This is a genomic window from Microbacterium sp. NPDC003461, assembly GCF_053588335.1.
This window is the reverse complement of sequence record NZ_JBSFPT010000001.1, coordinates 210329-231572: the sequence shown is the minus strand read 5'-3', so window position 1 is coordinate 231572 and position 21244 is coordinate 210329. Positions and strand designations below refer to the sequence as shown.

Sequence of the window (21244 nt, the reverse complement as noted above, 5' to 3'; positions counted from 1 at the left end):
GCTGGAGCCCCGCTCAGTCGAGCAGCAGCGCGGGCTCCTCGAGCACGGCCGCGATGTCGGCGAGGAAGCGGCTGATCTTGTCGCCGTCGACGATGCGGTGGTCGAACGATCCCGACACCGTCGTCACCCACGCCGGGCGCACCTCGCCGTCGACCACCCAGGGCTTCTGCCGGATCGCGCCCATCGCGACGATGCCCGCCTCGCCCGGGTTGATGATCGGTGTGCCGGCGTCCATCCCGAACACGCCGATGTTCGTGATCGTGATGGTGCCGCCCTGCTGGTCCTCCGGGCGGGTCTTGCCCTCGCGCGCGGTCTGCGTGAGGTTCTGCAGCGCGACGGCGAGCTCGCGCGTCGACATCGCGTGCGCGTCCTTGATGTTGGGCACGAGCAGGCCGCGCGGGGTCGCGGCCGCGATGCCCAGGTTCACGTAGCCGCGCACCTGGATCTCGGCGCCGTCCTCGGTCTCGATCCACGCCGAGTTGATCTCGGGCGTGCGCTGCACGGCCCACATCAGCGCCTTGGCGAAGACGAGCAGCGGCGAGATGCGCACGTCGGCGAACTGCGGCTGCTGCTTGAGCCGCTGCACGAACTCCATGGTGCGGCTGGCGTTGACGTCGGTCCACACCGAGACGTGCGGGGCCGTGTACGCGGATCCGACGATCGCGTTGGCGGTCGCCTTGCGCACGCCCTTGACGGGGATCGCCTCGTAGCGGTCGTCGGCGGGGCGCGGGGGCGTCGCCCGCGGCGGGGCGGGGATGCGTCGCTCGCGCTCCTCGGGCCACTGCGGCGTCTCGAGGTTGCGGAACACCTTGGCCTGCTCGGCGTGCCGCAGCACGTCGTCGCGCGTCACCTCGCCGGCGGCTCCCGTTGCGGTCACGTCCGACAGCTCGATGCCGAGGTCGCGCGCGAGCTTGCGGATCGGCGGCTTGGCGACCACGCCCACGGCGGCCGCGACGGTCTTCTCGCGCGGGGCCTTGCGCCGGCGGGTCTGCACCTCGCCGCCCGTGCCGTAGCCGACGAGCACCGAGCCGCCGGCGTCCGACGCCCCGGTGGAAGACTCGGCGGCCGGCGCCTGCGGCGCCTCGGGCGCGGGCACGTCCGACTCGCCCGACACGGCCAGGATCGGCGTGCCGACGGCGACGGTCTCGCCCTCCGCCACGAGCAGCTCCGACACCGTTCCGGCGAACGGCGAGGGCAGCTCCACGAGCGACTTGGCCGTCTCGATCTCGGCGACCACGTCGTTCACCGCCACGGCGTCGCCCGGCTTCACGTGCCACTGCACGATCTCGGCCTCGGTCAGTCCCTCGCCGACGTCGGGCAGGTTGTAGGTCTGCATCGGGATCCTCCTAGTAGGCCAGCGCGCGGTCGACGGCCTCGAGCACGCGGTCCGCGTCGGGCAGGTACGACCCCTCCAGCTTGGCCGGGGGGAAGGGCACATCGAAGCCCGAGACGCGCAGCACGGGCGCCTCGAGCGAGTAGAACGCCCGCTCGGTCACGGTCGCGGCGATCTCGCTGCCCACGCTCGCGAAGCCCTGCGCCTCCTGCGCCACGACCATGCGGCCCGTGGCGCGCACCGAGTCGAGCAGGGGGCCGTAGTCGACCGGCGACAGCGAGCGCAGGTCGATGACCTCGCAGCTCGTGCCCTCGGCCTCGGCCAGCACGGCGGCCTGCAGCAGCGTGGTCACCATGGCGCCGTGGCCCACGAGCGTCACATCGGTGCCCTTGCGCACCACGCGGCTGCCGTGCAGCGGCATGGCGCGCTCGCCCAGATCCACCTCGCCCTTGTGCCAGTACCGCGACTTGGGCTCCATGAAGATCACCGGATCGTTCGACGCGATCGCGTCCTGGATCATCCAGTACGCGTCGTTCGGCGTCGACGGGCTCACGACCCGCAGGCCCGGCGTGTGGGCGAAGTACGCCTCCGGGCTCTCCTGGTGGTGCTCGACGGCGCCGATGTGCCCGCCGTACGGGATGCGGATGACGACGGGCAGCGACAGCGCGCCCTCGTGCCGATTGGTGAGCTTGGCCAGCTGCGTGGTGATCTGGTCGAAGGCGGGGAAGACGAACCCGTCGAACTGGATCTCGACCACGGGGCGGAACCCGCCCATCGCCAGACCGATCGCGGTGCCGACGATGCCGGACTCGGCCAGCGGCGTGTCGAGCACGCGGCGGTCGCCGAACGACGCCAGCAGGCCCTCCGTCACACGGAACACGCCGCCGAGGCGGCCGATGTCCTCGCCCATCATGAGCACGCGGTCGCTGTCGGCCATGGCCTTGCGCAGGCCGGCGTTCAGCGCCTTGCCGAACGTCATCACCTCGACGGTCACTCGCCTGCCTCCTCGAACGACGCCTCGTACTCGGCCAGCCACGCGGCCTGCTCCCGCATGAGCGGGTGCGGCTCGGAGTACACGTGGGCGAACATCGACTCCGGGGCCGGGCCCTCCAGCTGCAGCGTCCGCACGCGCACGTCCTCCGCATAGGCGGCCGCGTCGGCGTCCACGCCCGCGAAGAACGCGTCCGAGGCGCCGCGCGAGCGCAGGTAGGTGCGCATCCGCTCGATCGGATCGCGCTGCGCCCAGCGCTGCTCCTCGTCGCTCGTGCGGTACTTCGTCGGATCGTCGCTCGTCGTGTGCGCGCCCATCCGGTACGTGACCGCCTCGATCGCGCGCGGCCCCGCTCCGGAGCGCGCCTCGTCGAGCGCGAGCTTCGTCACGGCGTAGCCGGCGAGCACGTCGTTGCCGTCGATCCGGATGCTCTCCATGCCGTACCCGCGGGCCCGATCCGCCAGCGGCACGGGCGACTGCGTCGACACGGGCACCGAGATGGCCCACTGGTTGTTCTGGAGGAAGAAGACCTGCGGCGCGCGGTAGCTGTTGGCGAACACCATGGCCTCGTGCACGTCGCCCTGGCTCGAGGCGCCGTCGCCGTAGTAGACCATCACGGCCTCGTCGGTCTCGGCGTCGCCCGTGCCCGCCTTGCCGTCGAAGCTCAGGCCCATCGCGAAGCCCGTGGCGTGCAGCGTCTGCGAGCCGAGCACGAGCGTGTAGAGGCGGGTGCGGCCGTTCTTCGGGTCGGTGGGGTCCCAGCCGCCGTGGCTGACGCCGCGCATGAGCTTGATGATGTCGACGGGATCGACGCCGCGGATCGTGCACACGACGTGCTCGCGGTACGAGGGGAAGATGTGGTCCTGCGGGCGCGCGGCGCGGGCCGACCCCACCTGCGCGGCCTCCTGCCCCTGCGAGGGCGGCCACAGCGCGAGCTGTCCCTGCCGCTGCAGCAGCGTGGCCTGCCGGTCGAATGCGCGCACCACCGCCATGTCGCGGTAGAACGTCTCGAGCGTGCCGTCGTCGAGCGCGTCGATCACCGGCAGGTAGCGCTCCGCCGCCTCGGTGGGCGCGATCGCGCCGTCGGCGCCGAGAATGCGCACCAGGCCGTCGTCCGTCTCATTCCACGCCGAAGTCACCGTTCCACGCTAGGGCCGCCCCGGCGGATCGGCGGTGCGGCACTCCCGACAACGCCTTCGCGAATCCGATGGCGGGATCCCACAGTCGTATGCGGCGCCGCGAATGCCCGGCGGGAATAGGGTCGTCGAATGGGCGTCACCGAGATCTACCGCGCCGCGCGCGACCACCTGCTCAGCCTGGCGGGCGATCACGCCGCCGCCAGCGAGTTCCGCTGGCCCGACCTGGGCGACGAGTTCAACTGGGCGGTCGACTGGTTCGACCGCATCGCCGAGGGCAACGACACCCCCGCGCTCGTCATCGTGGAGGAGGACGGATCGTCGCTCGAGCGCTCCTTCGCCGAGCTCTCGCGCGACTCGGACGTGCTCGCCGCCTGGCTCGCGGAGCAGGGCGTGCGCGCGGGCGACCCCGTGATGCTCATGCTCGGCAACCAGGTGGAGATGTGGGAGTCGATGCTCGCGCTCATGAAGCTCGGCGCCGTCATCCTGCCCACCACCGTCGCGATCGGTGCCGCCGACCTCGCCGACCGCGTGACGCGCGGCGACGTGCGCGCCGTCATCTGCAACGCCGCCGACACGGGCAAGTTCGAGGATCTGAGCGGGTTCGCGCGCTTCAGCGTGGGCGCGGCCGACGGCTGGACCGATCTGCACGAGGCCGCCGAGCGGCCGTGGGCGCCGCTGCCGCACCCGCGCACGAGGACGACCGATCCGCTGCTGCGCTACTTCACGTCGGGCACGACGTCGAAGCCCAAGCTCGTCGAGCACTCGCAGGTGTCGTATCCCGTCGGGCACCTGTCGACGATGTACTGGATCGGCGTGCGCCCCGGCGACACGCACCTGAACATCTCGTCGCCCGGCTGGGGCAAGCACGCCTGGAGCAGCTTCTTCGCCCCGTGGATCGCCGAGGCGACGATCTTCGTCTACAACTACGCGCGCTTCGACGCCGCGGCCCTGCTGGCCGAGCTGCGCCGCCGCGAGGTGAACACGTTCTGCGGGCCGCCCACCGTGTGGCGCATGCTCATCGGCGCCGACCTCGGCGAGCGCCCGCCGGCGCTGCGCGAGCTGCTCTCGGCGGGCGAGCCCCTGAACCCCGAGGTCATCTCGCGCGTGGAGCGGGCGTGGGGGCTGACGATCCGCGACGGCTTCGGGCAGACCGAGACCACGGCGCAGATCGGCAACACTCCCGGGTCGCCGCTCAAGCCCGGATCGATGGGCCGCCCCCTGCCGGGCTACCCCGTCGTGCTGCTCGACAGCGAGACGGGCCAGCCCGTCGAGGGCGTCGGCGAGGGCGAGCTCGGCCTCGACCTGTCGCGACCGGTGCTGTCGCTCATGACCGGCTACTGGGGCGACCCCGATCGCACGGCGGCGGCGACGCGCGACGGCTACTACCGCACGGGCGACGTGGCGGCGCGGGACGAGGACGGCTACATCACCTACATCGGCCGCACCGACGACGTCTTCAAGGCCAGCGACTACAAGATCAGCCCGTTCGAGCTCGAGTCGGTGCTCATCGCGCACCCCGCGGTCTCCGAGGCGGCCGTCGTTCCGGCGCCCGACCCCGTGCGCCTCGCCGTGCCGAAGGCGTACATCGCCCTCGCGCCGGGGCACGAGCCGAGCGCGGAAGTGGCCGAGAGCATCCTGCGGCACTGCCGCGAGAACCTCGCGCCCTACCTGCGGGTGCGCCGCGTGGAGTTCTTCGAGCTGCCGAAGACGATCTCGGGCAAGATCCGCCGCGTCGAGCTGCGGGCGCGCGAGGAGCACCCCGACACCGACTTCTCGGCCGAGTACCGCGAGGAGCACTTCCCCGGCCTGCGGCGCCGCTGAGGCGTCCGCTGCCGAACGCGCGGGAGGTACTCGCGCGGGTCAGCGCAGGGAGCGCGCCGCGTCGAGGACCGGCGCGAGCGACTCCTCCTCGCCGACCGAGACGCGCACGCCCTCCGGGAAGGGCCGCACGATGAGCCCGGCGTCGTCGAACGCGCGCGCCACGGCGGGGTCGGCGGTCGGCAGCCACACGAAGTTCGCCTGCGAGTCGGGCACGTCCCAGCCGGCGGCGCGCAGGCCGGAGACGAGCCGGTCTCGCCGCTCCGCGATCACGGCGACGCGCTCGGCGATCTCGGCCTCGTGCCGCAGGCTGGCGACGGCCGCCGCCTCGGCCTGCGCCGTGACGGAGAGCGGGATGAGGGTCGCGCGCGCCGCGTCGAGCACGCGCGGGTGCCCGATCGCGTAGCCGACGCGCAGCGCCGCGAGTCCGTACGCCTTCGAGAACGTGCGCAGCACGACGACGTTCGGGTGCCGCTCGAACACCCGCTCCCCCAGACCGTCGACGGCCGCGTCGTCGGTGACGAACTCGGCGTACGCCTCGTCGAGCAGGATCAGCACCTCGCTCGGCACGCGCGCGACGAAGTCCGCGAACTGCGCGCTCGTGATGACGGGACCGGTCGGGTTGTTGGGCGTGCACAGCAGGATGCAGCGCGTGCGCTCGGTCACGGCGGCTGCCATGGCGTCGAGGTCGTGTCCGCCGTCGGCGCGGTTCGGCACCTCCACGCCGGTCGCCCCCGCCACGAGCACGAGGCCCGGGTAGGCCTCGAACGAGCGCCACGCGTAGAGCACCTCGTCGCCGGACGAGGCGGCGGCCTGGATGAACGCCGCCAGCAGCGAGACGCTGCCGGCGCCCACGAGCACCTGCCCGGGGTCCACCCCGTGCTTCGCCCCCAGCGCCTCCCGCAGGCGCGCCGCGGTCGCGTCGGGGTAGCGATTGAGCGTCGCCTCGGCCCGCACGGCCTCGACCACCCCGGGCAGCGGCTCGAACGGGTTCTCGTTGCTCGAGAGCTTGAACCCGCCCGCTCCGGCGGCCCGCCCTTGCTTGTAGGGCGGCAGCGCCGCGATCTCGGGCCGGATGCGGGGGAGGACGGGCTCGCTGGTCACCCGACGATCCTATGGCGGCGCCCGCGGTGGGCAGATCTGCCCAGATCTGTCCGCCGGCGGCCGCGCCCCTGGGCGCTACCGTTCCTCCAGGAGGCCTCATGTACTTCAACCGCTTGAACGACGCCGCGATCCGGCTCAACGCCGGCGCCCAGCTCGCCGTCTGGCTCGTCCTCGGCTCGCAGTTCGCCGGCCTGGCCGGCGCCGACTACCGGATCGTCCTGCCGCTCGTGCTCGTCGCGTGCCTCCTCGCGCTGGCGAGCCTGGCGATCGGCCTGCCCCTCTTCTTCCGCGCGAACCGGCGCCTGCTGCGGGAGCTGGCCGACGCATCCGGCGCCTACGTCGCGCGGGGCGTCGAGGGCGAGTTCGCTCCCGCGCGGGTCGTGCGCAGCAGGTCGGCCGCGGGCGTGCCCGGATTCCTGGCCGGCTACCCCACCCCCGTGGAGCCCACGGCCCGCATCGTGGTGCTGCACGCGCTGGCCGCGCAGGGCCCGCGCCGGGTGCTCGCGCTCGTGCCCGCGTCGTGGCAGCCGCACCTGCCCAATCGCGCCCTCGCCGCCGTGCGCCTCGCCTCCCCCGACACCGACGTCGCCGTGCTGGACGGCCGGGTCGACGCCGCCACGCTCGGGCAGATCGCGGCCGATCCCCGCTGGCGGACGTCGCTGCCCCACGGTCCCATCGGCCGCGAGCTCGGATGGATCGGCGCCGCGGCGGTCCTCGGCCTGGCTGTCGGATTCGGGGTGCCGATGATCGTGAACGCGCTGATCGGCTGACGGAGCGGCGCCTGCCGTCAGCGGCGCCTGCCGGCGCGTGCGGGAGCCGCGGCTCCCGCCACACGGCGCGCGATGCCAGACTGGGGCCATGCGCTTCCTCATCCGCTCGATCGTGAACGGCTTCGGCATCTGGGTGCTCACCCTGATCCCGTTCCTGCAGATCACCGTCACGGCGTTCCCGCCGGCCGACGACCTGCAGCTGGTGCTCACGCTCGCGCTGCTGGGCGCGCTGTTCGGCCTCGTGAACACCGTGATCGGCACGATCATCAAGATCGTCGCGTTCCCGCTGTTCGTGCTCACGCTGGGGCTCATCTCGCTGCTGCTCAACGGCGTGCTGCTCATGATCACCGCCTGGATCACGAGCTTCTGGGGCTGGGGCCTGTCGACGGGCGACTTCTGGCCGGCGGTGCTCGCCGGCATCCTGCTGAGCATCATCAACTGGGTGTTCGGGATCGTGCTGCGGCCCCAGGCGAAGAAGGGCCGCTGACGCCGCCACGGCTCATTCCTCCTCGATCCGGGTCGCGCTGTACTCGGTGACGTCGACGTCGACCGCTCCGTCGAGCGCGGCGAGCGCCTCGCGCACGGCCCCGACGCGGGGATCGTCGCTCGCGTCGACCATGGCGGCGGTCTCGGCGTAGGCGTCGAGCCGGTGCGCCGGCACCGTGTACTCCTCGCTCCCGATCGACGGATCGAACAGGCGCTCCACGACGAGGCTGTCGGGCGATCCGGCCCCCGCCGCCATGCCGCCGCTCGCCAGCAGGGCGACCGGATCGTCGGTGTGGCGCACCGCGACCGCGAGGGTGCCCGGCTCGGTCTGCGCGTCGACCGGCGAGCCGAAGCCGATGTTCGTGGCCACCTCGTAGCCGCCCTCCACCGCCAGCCGCGCGCCGATCATCGCGCCCTGGCTGAAGCCGGCGATGTGCAGCACATCGCCGGGCTGCGCCCCCGCACGCTCGAGCGCCTCCTGTGTGGCCTGGAACGAGGCCGAGCGCTCGCCGCCGTACAGCTCGACGTTGGAGCGCCAGTCCCACGCGTCGTCGTCGCCGCCATGCGTGCCGGCGAGGTACACCGCGAACTGGCGCGACCCGTCCGGCATCGTGTACCTCTCCACCCGCACCCGGGCGTCGCCGCCGGACGGGATCCGCCGCGCCACCTCCTCGAGCCCGGTGGGGGCGACCGCGGCGCCCACGCTCGTCACCCGCACCCGCACCGGCTCCGCCGCACCGGTCAGGCGTGCGCCGGCCGGCACGACGCCCAGCCCGAGCGCGGGCACGTGCATGCGCAGGAACATCGGCAGCAGCATCAGCACAGACAGGAGCGTCCCCCGCAGCCCGTGGAGAATCGGCTCCAACGGGATGGCGTACCCCGGCGGCGGCGGTGCGGACCTCCACTGCCGCTCGAACTCCACGCCGACCTCGGCGCGCCACTGCGCCAGCAGCGCGTCGGCCTGCGCCAGCGCGGCGGGATCCGCCGACTCCATCGCCGCGATCCGCTCCTCGATCCCGCGGAGCTCGCGCTCCGCCGCCGGCCCCTCCCCCGGCCACTGCCGCATCAGCTCCGCGAGCACGCGCAGCTCCACCAGCTCGTAGGCGTCGGCCACCGTGCGGATGCGGCTCGCGAGGTCGTCGAGGTCGGGGCCGACCCGGGAGATCCGGTCCTGCAGCGCGGGGACATCCCAGTACGTCGGGCTCAGCAGGGCGAGCTCCCGCATCCTCCAGGCCGCGTCGTCGGCCTCGGCGGCCGCGGAGTCGACCCAGCCGCGCGCCTCGTCCACGCGTGCCGCCAGCTCGCGCAGCTCGCCGGGGTCGACGGCGATCGCTCCTCCCGCACGGATCTCGAGGGTCATCGCGCCTCCTATCCCACCGCGGCGCGCAGCCCGGCCGCCACCTTGTCGCACGCCACGGCCGCGTCCAAGGCGGCGCCCGCCCGCTCCTCCAGCTCGGCCTGCGCGGCGTCGCCGGCCGGCGATTCCCACATCGCGCTGCGTCGCGCGGCGCGGATGATCATCGCCGCCGTGGTCAGGTCGTCGGAGGCCCGCCGCAGCGACGCGCACATCGCCTCCACCACCTCGTCGATCTGCGTCGCGCTCGTCATGGCTCCACGATCCGCGATGGCGGCCGCCGGCGGGGCGCGCGAGCGGCGGATGTGGACGGCTCCCGCGCCTTCGCACGCTGTGAGCGAGCGGACGCCGCGCCCGATGCGCGGCCGGCCTTGGGACGACGGGGGTCGCACCGCCAGAATGGCCGCATGCCCTCGGATGCCTTCCGCGTCGTCTTCGTGTGCACCGGCAACATCTGCCGGTCGCCCATGGCGGAGGTCGTGTTCCGGCACCTGGCGACCGCCGCGGGCCTCGGCGACCGGGTCGTCTCCGCGAGCGCGGGCACCGGCGACTGGCACGTCGGCGAGCGCGCCGACGCCCGCACGATCGAGGCGCTGCGGCGACGGGGCTACGACGGGTCGCTGCACCGGGCCAGGCAGTTCGCCGCGAGCGACTTCCGCGACAACGACCTGGTCGTGGCGCTGGATCGCACGCACGAGCGGATCCTGACCAGCTGGGCGCGCACCGACGAGGACCGAGACAAGATCGCGCTGCTGCTGTCGTTCGATCCGGAGGCGGAGGGCCGGGACGTGCCCGATCCGTACTACGACGACGACGCGGCCTTCGACGAGGTGCTCGGTATGATCGAACGATCCGGTCGGGCGCTGTTTCGTCAGCTGGAGCCCGCCCTTCGTCCGCGATCCTGAGGACTCCCGTGAGCGATTTCCCGCCCCAGCCCCTGAGCCCGCTCGACGGCCGCTACCGCGCCGCGGTGTCGCCGCTCGCCGACGACCTCTCCGAGGCCGGCCTGAACCGCGCCCGCGTCGAGGTCGAGGTGGAGTGGATCCTGTCCCTCACCGACCACGCGCTGTTCGGCACCCGGCCGCTGCCGCTGGAGACGAAGCAGCAGCTGCGCGCGCTGTACCTGACGTTCGGCCAGGGCGCGATCGACTGGCTCGCCGAGAAGGAGTCGGTCACCCGCCACGACGTGAAGGCCGTCGAGTACCTCGTGCGCGACCGGCTGTCGCAGCTGGGGCTGGACGACATCGCCGAGTTGACCCACTTCGGCTGCACGAGCGAGGACATCAACTCGCTCGCCTACGCCCTCACGGTCAAGCGCGCCGTCACGCGCGTGTGGCTGCCGAAGCTCAAGGAGGTCGCCGCGCGGCTGCGCGGCCTGGCCCTCGAGCACGCCGACGCCGCGATGCTCTCGCGCACCCACGGCCAGCCGGCCACGCCCACCACCATGGGCAAGGAGCTCGGGGTGTTCGTGTGGCGCCTCGAGCGCGTGATCCGCCGCCTCGAGCAGACCGAGTACCTCGGCAAGTTCTCGGGCGCGACCGGCACCTGGTCGGCGCACCTCGCCGCCGCGCCCGAGGTGGCATGGCCCAACATCGCGCGCGAGTTCGTCGAGCGCCTGGGCCTGACGTTCAACCCCGTCACGACGCAGATCGAGTCGCACGACTGGCAGGTGGAGCTCTACGACGCCGCCAAGCACGCCGGCGGCATCCTGCACAACCTCGCGCAGGACATCTGGACGTACATCTCGCTCGGCTACTTCGCCCAGATCCCCGTGGCCGGCGCGACCGGATCGTCGACGATGCCGCACAAGATCAACCCGATCCGCTTCGAGAACGCCGAGGCGAACCTCGAGATCGCGGGCGGCCTGTTCACCACGCTCGCGCAGACACTCGTCACGTCGCGGCTGCAGCGCGACCTCACCGACTCCACGACGCAGCGCAACATCGGCGTCGCGTTCGGACACTCCCTGCTCGCGCTCGACAACCTGTTGCGCGGCCTCGGCGAGATCTCGCTCTCGCGCGACGTGCTGCTGGCCGACCTCGACACCAACTGGGAGGTGCTCGGCGAGGCGATCCAGACGGTCGTGCGCGCCGAGGTGGTCGCCGGGCGCTCGCAGATCACCGATCCGTACGCGCTGCTCAAGGAGCTCACGCGCGGTCGCCGCGTCGGACCTACGGACCTCGCGGAGTTCGTGAGGGGCCTCGACATCGGCGACGAGGCCAAGCAGCGCCTGCTCGCCCTCACCCCCGCGACCTACACGGGCCTCGCCGAGCAGGTCACCCGCACCTACCTCTGACGAGGGCAGTCCTCCCCATCCCGCTCCCGGTCCGTCCGCCCCTAGCATCGATGCGGACGGATCTGGAGGGAACAAGATGACCGGTCTCGTGGATATCGACTTCGGCGTCATGCGTCGCGCCTCGGCAACGCTCTCCTCTGCGGCGGGCGACCTGGAGGACGCGGCATCGCGTGCACGGCAGGCGGACGTCTCCACCTCGGCCTTCGGGCTCATGAACCTCCCGTTCGGCAGCGCGCTGCCCCCGCTGTCCGAGCTCGTCGAGGCGCTGATCTCGACGGGGTCGGCGGCCTGCGTGACGCTCGCGAGCGACGTCGACGCCGCTCGCCAGGCGTTCGAGGACGTCGATGCCGATTCCGGCGCGCGCTACGCGGCCGCCGAGGCCGACCTCGCCGGACAGAAGGCCCTCCAGTGACGGCGGCCGCGGCCACCGCGATCCGGAACGGGTCGTGGGCGCAGGGCGGGACGGCCGCGTTCCGAACGGACTTCAGCAGCCCCGGCGGTGTCGCCGCGACGATCGTGGGGTTCGCCCTCGAGTACGTGGCTCCGCTGAACGAGTGGCTCGACGATCTGGTCGGCGACGAGGGCCAGGTGCGGGCGTTCGCCGACGACTGGCGCCGCGCAGCGAACATCATCGACGCCGTGGAACAGGACCTCCACGCGGCAGACAACCGCCTCGACGTGCTCGAGGGCCGCACGGCACGCGCGATGAGGAAGCGGTTCGACGAGCTCCGGTCGCGCCTGGAGCTGACGTCCGAGAGCACCTCGGCCATCGCCGAGGCGCTCGAGCTCGCGTCGCAGATCGTCACGATGGTCCACGACGCGGTCGTCGGGGCGCTCTCGGAGCTGGCGGGTCTCGTCGGAGACCTGTTCGGCTTCGAGCTGAGCCTGCACTCCCTCGACCCGTTCGACCGGGTCGAGAAGCTCCAGAAGCTCATGGACCGCGCCTGGTACTTCATCGAGATGTGCGGGGCGCTCATCCAGCGGATGTTCGACGCCTTCACGCAGCTCATCGCGCTGATCCAGGCGCTGTGGCCGCTGCTGCTCGAGGCGCTGAAGGTCCTGCGCGAGATCGCCGCCGAAGCGGCGCCGTACATCGGCGCCTCGCTGGGGGCGACGCTCGGCGCCGTCGGCGGCTTCGGCCTCGGCGGCATCCCCGGCGCCATCGCCGGAGGCCTCGGTGGCGGGGCTGCCGGTTGGGCCCTGGGCGGCGGCGCCTCGACGCTTCTGCAGAACGACGCGCGCGTCACCGAGGTCCACCCCGATGACCTCACGATGGAACAGTACGACTACTACCTCAAGGCGCAGGAGGTCGATCGGCTCGGGTCCCTCGCCGATCTCGTCCAGCAGAACACCTACACCGACGGCATGGGCGGCTCGGAGCAGTCGGTCGTCGACGTCAAGAAGATCCGGGTCGGCGACGAGTACCGCTGGGTCGTGTCGCTGCCGTCGACGCAGGACTGGAACATCCCGACGGACGCAGGGGCCACGAACGACCTCAACTCCAACGTCGCGCTGATGACCATGGACAATGAGCTGCTGCGCACGCAGTACGAGCGCGCGGTGTACCAGGCGATGCGGGACGCCGGCGTGCCCGACGGCGCCGAGGTCGTGTGGACGGGCTTCAGCCAGGGCGGCATCATGGCGGCCAACCTGGCCGAGAACTCGCCGTATTCCACGGTCGGCGTCGTGACGAACGGCTCCCCGACCGGCACCTTCGACCTCGATCCCGACATCCCCGTCTACTCCTTCCAGCACGCGACGGATCCCGTCCCCCATCTGGACACGGTCATCGGAGCGAACGGCTCGTCCCCCCACCCGAACCACCACACGATCACGCTGCCGAACCCGACGTCCAATCCGGTCGACGTAATGGAGATCCACAAGAACGACAACTATGCGCAGAGCGTGGCCGCGTGGGAGACTCAGATGCAGGACGACCCGTCGTACCAGGAGTTCCTGGGACTCGTATCGGGTGAGGTCGTCGACCACCAGCAGCACCGTTGGAACGAGTGACGTGCGCAGAGGCTATCGAATCGCAGCGGCGATCGCGGGGGCTGCCGCACTGGCGGCGACGCTCGTCGGATGCGCCGCGGGAAGTGCGGATCGGCTCCCGGCCGCGCTGGAGGAGGCCGACGATCGCGTGACCGCGGTCGAGACATCCACGGGGTACGAGGGCTTCGCGCAGTACCTGTCCGTCGGGGTCGACATCGACGACGACTCGATGACCGAGGCGCAGCTGCGCGCCATGCTCACCGTCATCGCCGACAACGCCGGGTCGGGATTCGAGCGGATCTCGCTGGGCGTGCGCGACGGCCGCCGGCCGGGCGTGCACGAGGGGTACATCGACCTGGGCGGGCTCGCCGAGCAGCTGGGCCTCCCGCTCGCCGACGACGACACCTCCATCCTCATCAAGATCATGTGGGACGATCTCGTTGCCGCGCGCGCGGGGTGGGAGTGAGCATGACGGACCCGCTCGCCGGCTTCGCCGAGATCCTGGAGAGCTCATGACCGACCCCCTCAGCGGCCTCGCGGCGGCGCGCGAGCGCGTGCAGCAGCAGATGGACCAGGCCCGGCGCCGGCAGGAGGCGATTCACCGCCTGTCGCGGGAGATCGAAGACGCCACCGCCCGCGCCAGCTCTCCGCGCGGCGAGGTGACGGTCGTCGCGACGGCGAAGGGCGCCGTATCGGCCGTCGAGCTCGGCGGCGCCGCGATGGATCTCGCCCCGCAGGCGCTCGGCGAACTCCTCACAAGCACCATCCGCGCGGCGCAGAAGGCGGCGGCGGAGCAGGCGCTCGCGCTCACCGAGAACACGCTCGGCAACGGCGCCTTCACCGCCGAGCTGCGCGCCGACATCGAGCAACGCTACGGCGACGACGGGCCCGAGCCCGACGACTACCTCTCCCGCTTCACCGCCCGCTGACCGCGGCGGCGCGAGGCTCAGTCCTGCGCGCGCAGCGCCTCGTCCTCGAGCAGCCCGAGGTCGTCGCGGGTGACGAGGTTCGACGACACCGCGTACTCGACCAGGCGCGCGCGGCGGTTCGTCGCCAGCTTGCCGGGGCCGCCGCGCAGCCCCTGCACGCCCATGCGGTCGAGCTTGTCGCAGACGTTGTCGAGCTTGCGGTTGAACTTGCTCATCGTCCAGCCGAGGCGCTGTGCGGCGGCCGTGCTCGACGGCAGCTCGCTCATGCTCACGCCGTCGCGACGCAGCATCGGCTCGGCCAGCGCGACGATGAGCAGCTTCTGCAGCGGGGTGAAGCTCACCGGCATCACGGTGGTCTCCCCGCTGACCTGGTTCTGGATCGACGACGAGACCGCGAAGGGCGCCTCGTCGGCGTGCAGGTTGAGCTCGTAGGTCGTGGGACCGGCCGTGAAGACCACGACGCTCTCGGCGAAGACGATCGGCATGCGCGCGCCGGGCGAGAGCCACGACTGCACGGCGCCGCCCGCGCTCGAGACCGTCGCCGACAGGCGAGATCCCACGTTCGCGAGCCACCAGAGCCCGTCGTAGAACGAGATCTCCAGGAAGATGCGGTGCAGGTACTGGTTGTCGTCCACCTCGAGGTCGCCCTCGCGACCGATCGTGAACTGCTGATCGGGCGCCAGCTCGTGCCATTCGCCCGCGAACTCCACGCGCAGCTTCTTGGTCGAGCTCATCCCCGAAGGAATGGTCGATTCCTCGATAGCCCCAGTGTCATGTGCCATGAAAGCCCCTGTCCCCCGCGCAGGATACTGGCCGCGCGATCCATGGGCATTCTAGGGGAGATGTGGGGACCGTTGGGGATCAGGATCCGTCTTCGCCGCGAGCGCCCTCGTCGGCGGCCCGATTCTTCGGCTCACCGCGCAGCAGAACGGGCCCGTCGACCGGCCGCTCCACGTCGGCGGGATCGATCGCCAGCAGCAGCAGCGAGAGGATCAGCAGCACGGCGATGAACGACACGCCCGCGACGATCCCCGCGACCGCCCATGCCCGCAGCACGTCCTCGCCGGGGATCGCCTGCCAGGCTCCCATCGCCATCGCGGTGACGAGGCCGGCGAACGCCGCGGCGACGAACGCGATCCCCACCAGCTGCACGGGGCGCATGAGTTCGCGGCGTCGGCTCTTGTCGGTCACTGCGGGTCCTTCGGGGTCGGGGCGGAAGAGGTCGAGGTGCTCTCGCGGGCGTCCACCGGCGCCGCCGCCGGCCCGCTCTCGGCGCGCGGCGAGAGGCCGGCGATCCCGAGCCAGACGGCCACGATGGCGGCGTAGCCGCCGAGCAGGCCCACGGCGATGATCGTGCCGGTGAGGGTGAACGAGCGGCCGGCCTCCTCGATGAAGTAGTCGAGGCGGTAGCCCGCGGGCACGAGGAGCACGGCCAGGGCCAGCACGAGGCCGAGCACGCCGACGACGATCGTGTCGCGCGCCGTCTCGCGGCGGGCGCGGCGATCCACGAGCCCGATGACGAGCTCCACGAGGCCGGCGAGCAGACCCCAGGCGATGAGCACGGCGAACAGCATCGTGGTGCTACGCAGCTGCGGCAGCCCGCTCACGACGCCGGCGACGAGGTAGACGGTCGCGAGCAGCACGAACCGGCCGCGCTGGCCCTGCGGCTGCACGAGCCACACCGCGAGCCCCAGCACGGCGGCGGTCGTCACGGCGAAGCCGCTGAACACCGCCAGGCCGACCTCGGCGGAGTGATCCGGCGAGAACGTGATCATCACGGCGGCGATCGCCGCGAACAGGGCGCGCAGCAACTGCACGTGCCGGGCCGTCATAGTCACCGGATCATCCTATTCCGGCCACCTGGGAGAACGATTCGGCAGGGGCCGGGGCGGCGCCCGGCTACAACGGCGTGCCAGGCCCTCGCAAGGCATTGCGTCCCGGCGCCCGCGCGGCAAGGCTCGGGGCATGCAGAACCGACGCGTCGCGCACCGACCGCGCCGGCGGAGGCCGTGGCTCCGGGTTGCGGCGCTGCTCGCGGCGGCCCTCTCCCTCCCCGCCTGCGGGCTCAGCATCCCCGCCGATCCTGACGGCACCCTCGACCGCGTGAGCGGCGGCACGCTGCGGGCGGGGGCGTCCGCGGATCCGGGGCTCGTCGAGGTGCGCGGCGGCGAGCCGGAGGGGCCGCTCGTGGATCTCGTCGAGGAATTCGCCGATCGGATCGACGCGGACGCCGAGTGGACGGTGGCGAGCGAGGAGAGCCTCGTCACCGGCCTCGAGGAGGGACGGCTCGACCTCGCGGTCGGCGGCTTCACCGACGCGACGCCCTGGTCGGACCGCGGCGGTCTCACGCGCGGCTACCCCGGCATCCCGGGCGCGGACGGGCGGCCCATCGCCGTGCTCGTGCCCCTGGGTGAGAACGCCATGCTCGCCGAGCTCGAGGCCTTCCTCGACGAGGAGGTCGGATCGTGACCCGATTCGGGCGCACCGATCTGCCGCAGCGCGAGCGCGACGCCCTGCGCAGCGCCGTGCGGTGGGAGCTGTTCACGATCGGCTACACGCTCGTGACGATCACGCTCGTCGCGTTCGTCGTGGGCAACTCGCAGGCCATGAAGACGGCGTGGATCGAGGACATGCTCTCGCTGCTGCCGCAGCTCGCCTTCCTCGTCGCGCTGCTGTTCGTGCGCCGGCGCCCGTCGAAGGCGCATCCCTACGGCCGGCATCGCGCGATGGGGGTCGGGCACCTCGTGGCCGGCGTGGCCCTGCTCGCCGTCGGCGCGAACCTCGCCGTCGAGGCGGTCGTCGGCCTCATCGCCGCCGAGCATCCCACGATCGGCACGGTCCGGCTGTTCGGCGAGACCGTGTGGCTCGGCTGGCTCATGGTGGGCGTCATGGCGCTCATCGTGATCGGGCCGCTGTTCTACGGCCGCGTCAAGGCGAAGCTCGCCCCCGTGCTGCACAACAAGCTGCTCTACGCCGACGCCGACATGGCGCGCGCCGACTGGCACACGAACGCCGCATCGATCGTCGGCGTGCTGGGCGTGGGGGCCGGCGTCTGGTGGCTGGACGGCGCGGCGGCCCTGTTCATCTCGCTCGGCATCATCTGGGACGGCGTGCGCAACACGCGCGCCGCGATCACCGACCTCATGGATCGGCGCGCGCGCACGTACGACGACGGCGAGCCGCATCCGCTCATCGCGGAGACGGTCGGCTACCTGCGGTCGCTGCCGTGGGTGGCGCGGGCGGCCGTGCGGATGCGCGACCAGGGCCAGGTGTTCCACGTCGAGGCCTTCGTCGTGCCGCGGCGGGGCCGGGTGACGATCCGGCAGCTGCGCGACGCGTCGGACGGCGTCGCGCAGCTGGACTGGAAGATGCAGGACGTGGTCGTCGTGCCGGTCGATCGGCTCCCCGAGGAGGCCGACCGCAGCACCTGACGCGGCGGGCGGGCACATAGGCTGGACGTCCCCCGATCGAGGAGCCCATGTTCGACAGCCCGCTCTCGAGGTCGGCGTATGAGGTGCTCGGCGTCGACCCCTCCGCCGACGTCGACGCGCTCCGCCGGGCCTTCCGCCTGCGCCTGCGCCAGACCCACCCCGACGCCGGGGGCGAGGCCGCGGAGTTCATCGACGTGCAGCGCGCGTGGGAGCTCGTCGGCACGGAGGAGGCACGCGTCGCCTACGATCGCGGCCACGGGTTCGTCGGCGACTCCGACTGGCGCGGCTGGAGCGCGCCGCCCGCGCCGCGCGACTCCCGCCTCCGCTACCGTGTGCGAAAGGCCCGGAACCTCGGTCCGGGCCTTTCGCCGTTCCCGGGGGACGCTCACTCGCGGCACAGATCCCGGATCGCGGCGGTGATGCTGTGCCGGGAGCCGGTCGGGCGGGCCTCGCCGAGGTGCGTGCCGGCGAAGCACTCCCAGCCGTCGCCGATGGCGCAGACGTAGCCCTTGACGGTGCCGTCGAGCACGATCTGGTAGCAGTCCAGGCCGACGGGGACGATCGTCGCCTCCGGGGCACGGCCCAGCGCGGGGTGGCCGGAGGACATCGGCGCGTAGGCGCCGGCGCTGCGTCGAGCGGGGGTGGGATCTGCGGTCAACGTCATCGTCTGTCCTGCCTTTCGGCCAGTGGATGGTGCTCTGACCAGCATCCCGATCGCGACGGCGGAACCGGAATCGGCGAGGGAGGGTTGACGATCGTATGCCTGCCGGGCTATACGCGACGGCGCCCCGGATCGCAGGGATCCAGGGCGCCGTCGAGCGGTGCGTCAGGCGTAGTCGTAGAAGCCCTTGCCGACGCCGCGGCCGAGGCGGCCGGTGTCGATGTAGTCCTTCTTGATGCGCTCGGCGAACTCGCGCTGGACCGGGTCGGCGCTGTCCTTGTTGAGGTTGTAGGGCGTGACCATGCCCACCACGTCGAAGATCTGGAACGGGCCCAGGGGAGCGCCGGTCGCCTTGCGCCAGGTGAGGTCGATCGTCTCGATGTCGGCGACCCCCTTCACCCAGAGGGCGGCGGCGGCTCCGAGCAGGGGGACGAGGAGCGAGTTGAGCACGTAGCCCGGCTGCTCCTTCTTGACCCGGATCGCGACCATGCCGATCTCCTCGGCGAACTGGGCCACCTGCTCGAACACGGCGGGGTCGGTCTGGGACTGCGCCATGACCTCGCCGGTGTTGTTCTTCCACACCTCGTTGGCGAAGTGCAGGGCGAGGAACTTCGACGGGCGATCCGTCGCGCTGACGATGTCGCTCGGCAGCAGCGTGGACGAGTTGGTGCAGAAGATCGTCTTCTCGGGAGCGACGGCCGAGACCTTCGCCCACGTGTCGCGCTTGATGTCGAGGCGCTCGGGCACGGCCTCGATGATGATGTCGGCGTCCGACACGGCATCGGCCAGGTCGCTCGTCGCCCGGATGCGCGCCACGGCGGCGTCGAGCTTCTCCGGCGTCGCGTCGGGCAGGTCGCGCAGGTACAGCGGCTTGAGGTACTCCCAGCGCTCGGGCAGCTTGGCGAGGATCTCATCGCTGATGTCGTACGCGACGACGGTCTTGCCGAAGTACGCGGCCTGGAAGATGATCTGCGATCCCAGCACACCCGTGCCGAGAACGGTGAGGTTCTGCATGACTCCTTCTTTCTGAACAGTCACCAACCACTCTCCTCCCTGCATCGAAGGCACAGGATCGGACGGATGGGCGTGAGCGAACTGGTGACAGGTTCGGTTTAGGCCGCGAGTGTGAGCGGCTCGGCTAGCTTGGCTTCGAACCCGATGGGCGTCAAGCCGCCGAGGGTGTCCTGGGCGCGCTGGCGGTGATACTTCCGCTCGATCCAAACGACGATGGCGAGTCGCAGCTCCTGCCGGGTCGCCCACCGCTGCTGGTTGAGAACGTTCGTTTGCAGCAGTGACCAGAAGCTCTCCATGGCCGCGTTGTCGCCGGCGGCGCCGACTCGTCCCATCGATCCGACCATGTGGTGACGGCGTAACTCGCGGACCATCGCGCGGCTGCGAAACTGGCTGCCCCTATCGGCGTGATGCAGCCGGCGACCTCACCGCGGCGCGCGACAGCATTTCGGACGGCGTCTACGGCGAGTTTCGCGGTCATCCGGTCGCTGATCGAGTAGCCGACGATGCGGTTGGAGAACACGTCCTTGATCGCGCAGCAGTAGAGCTTGCCTTCGCTCGTCCAGTGCTCCGTGATGTCCGTGAGCCAGAGCCGGTTCGGTGCATCGGCGCGGAACACGCGCTGGACGTGATCGTCGAACACGGGCGGCCCGGCCTTCTTCCCCTTCCCGCGTCGCCGGCGTTGCGCGGATGAGAGGATCCCGGCCTGCGAGCACAGCTTCCACGCCGTCCGCCGGCTCATCCGCCACCCCGCCCGGCGGGCCTCGTCGGCGAGGTATCGGTATCCGAACGTCGGGTCCTCGTGGTGCGCATCATGCAGCGCGTTGATCCGATATGCGCGGAGCACGTCCGCGTCCCGGACGGGGTCGTTGCGCCACCGGTAGTAGGGCTGGCGGGCGAGCTTGAGAACCCGGCACGACACCGTCACGGGGATCCCCGCGTCGGCGAGCTCAGATACGAGCGGGTACGTCATTTTGGGGAGCCACCAAGCCGCAGGTTCGCCTGCGACAGATACGCCGCCGCACGGCGGAGGACCTCGTTCTCCTGCTCGAGCAACCGGATCCGCTTCTTCAACTCCCGCGCCTCGGCAGCGTCCGCGGCGGTCTGGCCGGGACGGTTACCGTCTTCGACGTCGGCTTGACGGAGCCAGTTCTGCAACGTCGCTTCGCTGATACCGAAGTCGGCGGCGATCTGTTTGATGGTGACGCCGCTACCGAGGGCGACAGCGCGTTGACGTTCAGGGCTGCGGGTACTCCCACTCCCAACCGCCTTGTCCCGTCATGTCCAACACGATCACGCCGGTCGCGGTCGGCACGTCGAGCACCATGCTCCCCGCCACTCGCTCGCCGGGGCCGACCACGGACGGAATCATCTCTGCGTCGGTCAGGCACGACCAGGCCGCCATCGAGTTCGGGTCTCCGTTGAAGGTGGTGCCGTTCTCGGCGATCACCTTCCATGTTCCGTTGAAGTACATCTGATCCGCGAACGCGGAGGTCGTCTCACCCTCGAGGTCGATCTTGACGAAGTGACCGTTCTCGGGGCTCTCGGCGAACTCACCCGTGCACCCGGGATCGACAGTGATCGAGGTGACGACGAAGGACGCGTCAAGGGCGTCGATCGAGTCGCCGAACCCGAACACCTCGCCGACCCGCTTGACCAGGTTGCCGCGCGGCGACGTGCCATCACCTGAAGCCTGATCCTCGGTCGGCTCGGGGCTCGGTGTGTTAGGCACCGCCGGTTCGATAGTCGGCGTGCTGGGCGCGGGAGCGGGCTCCGTCGGCGCGGTGGGCGCGCATCCAACGACGACCACGGCAGCGGCCGCGATGATGGCCCCGAGGGCAATCTTGTGCATGAGGTGACGTCGCCTTCGTGGGACGGCCGCTTGCGAATCGGCCAGCATCGTCGCTCGCAAGCCACCGTGGGGTGGAC

23 protein-coding genes and 2 pseudogenes are annotated in these 21244 nt (G+C 71.6%); 12 read left to right on the top strand and 13 right to left on the bottom strand.

The window, feature by feature from the left end; translation table 11 throughout:
• Window positions 1-13: 13 nt before the first annotated feature.
• The 3 genes from ACWDR7_RS01110 to ACWDR7_RS01100 are packed head-to-tail and all read right to left on the bottom strand — an operon-like array spanning window position 14 to window position 3463.
• Window positions 14-1342 (bottom strand): dihydrolipoamide acetyltransferase family protein, encoded by a 1329-nt coding sequence (locus ACWDR7_RS01110; protein ID WP_449853132.1) that lies wholly within the window; start codon window positions 1340-1342, stop codon window positions 14-16.
• Window positions 1343-1346: 4 nt separating this feature from the next.
• Window positions 1347-2312: an alpha-ketoacid dehydrogenase subunit beta gene (locus ACWDR7_RS01105; protein WP_449853131.1), complete on the bottom strand. Its 966-nt coding sequence runs from the start codon at window positions 2310-2312 to the stop codon at window positions 1347-1349.
• A gap of 11 nt (window positions 2313-2323) precedes the next feature.
• On the bottom strand, window positions 2324-3463 hold the full coding sequence (locus tag ACWDR7_RS01100; protein WP_449853089.1) for a thiamine pyrophosphate-dependent dehydrogenase E1 component subunit alpha: 1140 nt from the start codon (window positions 3461-3463) through the stop codon (window positions 2324-2326).
• A gap of 129 nt (window positions 3464-3592) precedes the next feature.
• Between ACWDR7_RS01100 and ACWDR7_RS01095 the strand changes: the two genes are divergently transcribed.
• Entirely contained in the window at window positions 3593-5284 is a 1692-nt protein-coding gene (locus tag ACWDR7_RS01095; protein ID WP_449853088.1) for an AMP-binding protein, read from the top strand.
• A gap of 39 nt (window positions 5285-5323) precedes the next feature.
• Here the strand turns inward: ACWDR7_RS01095 and ACWDR7_RS01090 are convergent, their stop codons facing one another.
• Window positions 5324-6385 carry a histidinol-phosphate transaminase gene (locus ACWDR7_RS01090; RefSeq protein ID WP_449853087.1) on the bottom strand — a complete coding sequence of 354 codons (1062 nt, stop codon included), beginning with the start codon at window positions 6383-6385 and terminating at the stop codon, window positions 5324-5326.
• Window positions 6386-6483: 98 nt separating this feature from the next.
• Here ACWDR7_RS01090 and ACWDR7_RS01085 point away from each other — a divergent pair, with 98 nt between their 5' ends.
• Together ACWDR7_RS01085 and ACWDR7_RS01080 are read left to right on the top strand one after the other, a co-directional pair.
• A complete protein-coding gene (locus ACWDR7_RS01085; protein WP_449853086.1) occupies window positions 6484-7155 on the top strand; it encodes a hypothetical protein in 672 nt (223 codons plus the stop codon).
• Window positions 7156-7243: 88 nt separating this feature from the next.
• Window positions 7244-7642, top strand: coding sequence for a phage holin family protein (locus ACWDR7_RS01080; RefSeq protein WP_449853085.1), 399 nt, complete (start codon window positions 7244-7246; stop codon window positions 7640-7642).
• Between the two features lie 12 nt (window positions 7643-7654).
• Here the strand turns inward: ACWDR7_RS01080 and ACWDR7_RS01075 are convergent, their stop codons facing one another.
• Window positions 7655-9001, bottom strand: a complete 1347-nt coding sequence (locus ACWDR7_RS01075; protein WP_449853084.1) for a hypothetical protein — start codon at window positions 8999-9001, stop codon at window positions 7655-7657.
• Between the two features lie 8 nt (window positions 9002-9009).
• Complete coding sequence (locus tag ACWDR7_RS01070) at window positions 9010-9249, bottom strand: hypothetical protein (RefSeq protein ID WP_449853083.1); 240 nt, start codon at window positions 9247-9249, stop codon at window positions 9010-9012.
• A 153-nt stretch (window positions 9250-9402) separates the two neighbouring features.
• Here ACWDR7_RS01070 and ACWDR7_RS01065 point away from each other — a divergent pair, with 153 nt between their 5' ends.
• From ACWDR7_RS01065 to ACWDR7_RS01040, 6 genes are all read left to right on the top strand, one after another.
• Window positions 9403-9900: a low molecular weight protein-tyrosine-phosphatase gene (locus tag ACWDR7_RS01065; protein ID WP_449853082.1), complete on the top strand. Its 498-nt coding sequence runs from the start codon at window positions 9403-9405 to the stop codon at window positions 9898-9900.
• An 8-nt stretch (window positions 9901-9908) separates the two neighbouring features.
• Window positions 9909-11291 (top strand): adenylosuccinate lyase, encoded by a 1383-nt coding sequence (gene purB, locus ACWDR7_RS01060; RefSeq protein ID WP_449853081.1) that lies wholly within the window; start codon window positions 9909-9911, stop codon window positions 11289-11291.
• A gap of 76 nt (window positions 11292-11367) precedes the next feature.
• Entirely contained in the window at window positions 11368-11703 is a 336-nt protein-coding gene (locus ACWDR7_RS01055) for a type VII secretion target (protein ID WP_449853080.1), read from the top strand.
• Window positions 11700-13304: a WXG100-like domain-containing protein gene (locus ACWDR7_RS01050; protein ID WP_449853079.1), complete on the top strand. Its 1605-nt coding sequence runs from the start codon at window positions 11700-11702 to the stop codon at window positions 13302-13304. Before ACWDR7_RS01055 ends, ACWDR7_RS01050 begins: the two co-directional genes overlap by 4 nt.
• Before the next feature lie 127 nt (window positions 13305-13431).
• Window positions 13432-13749, top strand: coding sequence for a hypothetical protein (locus tag ACWDR7_RS01045; protein WP_449853078.1), 318 nt, complete (start codon window positions 13432-13434; stop codon window positions 13747-13749).
• Between the two features lie 46 nt (window positions 13750-13795).
• Window positions 13796-14212, top strand: a complete 417-nt coding sequence (locus tag ACWDR7_RS01040; RefSeq protein WP_449853077.1) for a YbaB/EbfC family nucleoid-associated protein — start codon at window positions 13796-13798, stop codon at window positions 14210-14212.
• Between the two features lie 17 nt (window positions 14213-14229).
• On the opposite strand, the gene ACWDR7_RS01035 is transcribed toward ACWDR7_RS01040, so the two are convergent.
• The 3 genes from ACWDR7_RS01035 to ACWDR7_RS01025 form a co-directional block, all read right to left on the bottom strand.
• On the bottom strand, window positions 14230-14946 hold the full coding sequence (locus tag ACWDR7_RS01035; protein WP_449853076.1) for a hypothetical protein: 717 nt from the start codon (window positions 14944-14946) through the stop codon (window positions 14230-14232).
• 127 nt (window positions 14947-15073) lie between these two features.
• A complete protein-coding gene (locus tag ACWDR7_RS01030) occupies window positions 15074-15403 on the bottom strand; it encodes an amino acid transporter (protein ID WP_449853075.1) in 330 nt (109 codons plus the stop codon).
• Window positions 15400-16044, bottom strand: coding sequence for an acyl-CoA synthetase (locus ACWDR7_RS01025; protein WP_449853130.1), 645 nt, complete (start codon window positions 16042-16044; stop codon window positions 15400-15402). The genes ACWDR7_RS01030 and ACWDR7_RS01025 overlap by 4 nt, the downstream gene beginning before the upstream one ends.
• Before the next feature lie 133 nt (window positions 16045-16177).
• Here ACWDR7_RS01025 and ACWDR7_RS01020 point away from each other — a divergent pair, with 133 nt between their 5' ends.
• The 3 genes and pseudogenes from ACWDR7_RS01020 to ACWDR7_RS01010 form a co-directional block, all read left to right on the top strand.
• On the top strand, window positions 16178-16681 hold the full coding sequence (locus ACWDR7_RS01020; RefSeq protein WP_449853074.1) for a hypothetical protein: 504 nt from the start codon (window positions 16178-16180) through the stop codon (window positions 16679-16681).
• Entirely contained in the window at window positions 16678-17643 is a 966-nt protein-coding gene (locus ACWDR7_RS01015; RefSeq protein ID WP_449853073.1) for a cation transporter, read from the top strand. Before ACWDR7_RS01020 ends, ACWDR7_RS01015 begins: the two co-directional genes overlap by 4 nt.
• Window positions 17644-17690: 47 nt before the next feature.
• A pseudogene (locus ACWDR7_RS01010) lies at window positions 17691-17975 on the top strand (DnaJ domain-containing protein); the annotation flags it as partial.
• Between the two features lie 53 nt (window positions 17976-18028).
• Here ACWDR7_RS01010 and ACWDR7_RS01005 read toward each other — a convergent pair.
• The 4 genes and pseudogenes from ACWDR7_RS01005 to ACWDR7_RS00990 form a co-directional block, all read right to left on the bottom strand.
• Window positions 18029-18307: a hypothetical protein gene (locus ACWDR7_RS01005; protein WP_449853133.1), complete on the bottom strand. Its 279-nt coding sequence runs from the start codon at window positions 18305-18307 to the stop codon at window positions 18029-18031.
• A 162-nt stretch (window positions 18308-18469) separates the two neighbouring features.
• Window positions 18470-19318 (bottom strand): 3-hydroxyacyl-CoA dehydrogenase, encoded by an 849-nt coding sequence (locus ACWDR7_RS01000; protein WP_449853072.1) that lies wholly within the window; start codon window positions 19316-19318, stop codon window positions 18470-18472.
• 98 nt (window positions 19319-19416) lie between these two features.
• Window positions 19417-20551, bottom strand: a pseudogene (locus ACWDR7_RS00995) (IS3 family transposase); the annotation flags it as partial.
• Between the two features lies 1 nt (window position 20552).
• Window positions 20553-21215, bottom strand: a complete 663-nt coding sequence (locus ACWDR7_RS00990) for a hypothetical protein (protein ID WP_449853071.1) — start codon at window positions 21213-21215, stop codon at window positions 20553-20555.
• Between the last annotated feature and the right edge of the window lie 29 nt (window positions 21216-21244).

Coding starts and splice junctions, on each gene's coding strand:
- ACWDR7_RS01105 (WP_449853131.1), bottom strand. CDS start 2,312: ATGACGTTCGGCAAGGCGCTGAACGCCGGCCTGCGCAAGGCCATGGCC.
- ACWDR7_RS01095 (WP_449853088.1), top strand. CDS start 3,593: ATGGGCGTCACCGAGATCTACCGCGCCGCGCGCGACCACCTGCTCAGC.
- ACWDR7_RS01085 (WP_449853086.1), top strand. CDS start 6,484: ATGTACTTCAACCGCTTGAACGACGCCGCGATCCGGCTCAACGCCGGC.
- ACWDR7_RS01080 (WP_449853085.1), top strand. CDS start 7,244: ATGCGCTTCCTCATCCGCTCGATCGTGAACGGCTTCGGCATCTGGGTG.
- ACWDR7_RS01075 (WP_449853084.1), bottom strand. CDS start 9,001: ATGACCCTCGAGATCCGTGCGGGAGGAGCGATCGCCGTCGACCCCGGC.
- ACWDR7_RS01070 (WP_449853083.1), bottom strand. CDS start 9,249: ATGACGAGCGCGACGCAGATCGACGAGGTGGTGGAGGCGATGTGCGCG.
- ACWDR7_RS01065 (WP_449853082.1), top strand. CDS start 9,403: ATGCCCTCGGATGCCTTCCGCGTCGTCTTCGTGTGCACCGGCAACATC.
- ACWDR7_RS01055 (WP_449853080.1), top strand. CDS start 11,368: ATGACCGGTCTCGTGGATATCGACTTCGGCGTCATGCGTCGCGCCTCG.
- ACWDR7_RS01040 (WP_449853077.1), top strand. CDS start 13,796: ATGACCGACCCCCTCAGCGGCCTCGCGGCGGCGCGCGAGCGCGTGCAG.
- ACWDR7_RS01035 (WP_449853076.1), bottom strand. CDS start 14,946: ATGAGCTCGACCAAGAAGCTGCGCGTGGAGTTCGCGGGCGAATGGCAC.
- ACWDR7_RS01025 (WP_449853130.1), bottom strand. CDS start 16,044: ATGACGGCCCGGCACGTGCAGTTGCTGCGCGCCCTGTTCGCGGCGATC.
- ACWDR7_RS01020 (WP_449853074.1), top strand. CDS start 16,178: ATGCAGAACCGACGCGTCGCGCACCGACCGCGCCGGCGGAGGCCGTGG.
- ACWDR7_RS01005 (WP_449853133.1), bottom strand. CDS start 18,307: ATGACGTTGACCGCAGATCCCACCCCCGCTCGACGCAGCGCCGGCGCC.
- ACWDR7_RS01000 (WP_449853072.1), bottom strand. CDS start 19,318: ATGCAGAACCTCACCGTTCTCGGCACGGGTGTGCTGGGATCGCAGATC.
- ACWDR7_RS00990 (WP_449853071.1), bottom strand. CDS start 21,215: ATGCTGGCCGATTCGCAAGCGGCCGTCCCACGAAGGCGACGTCACCTC.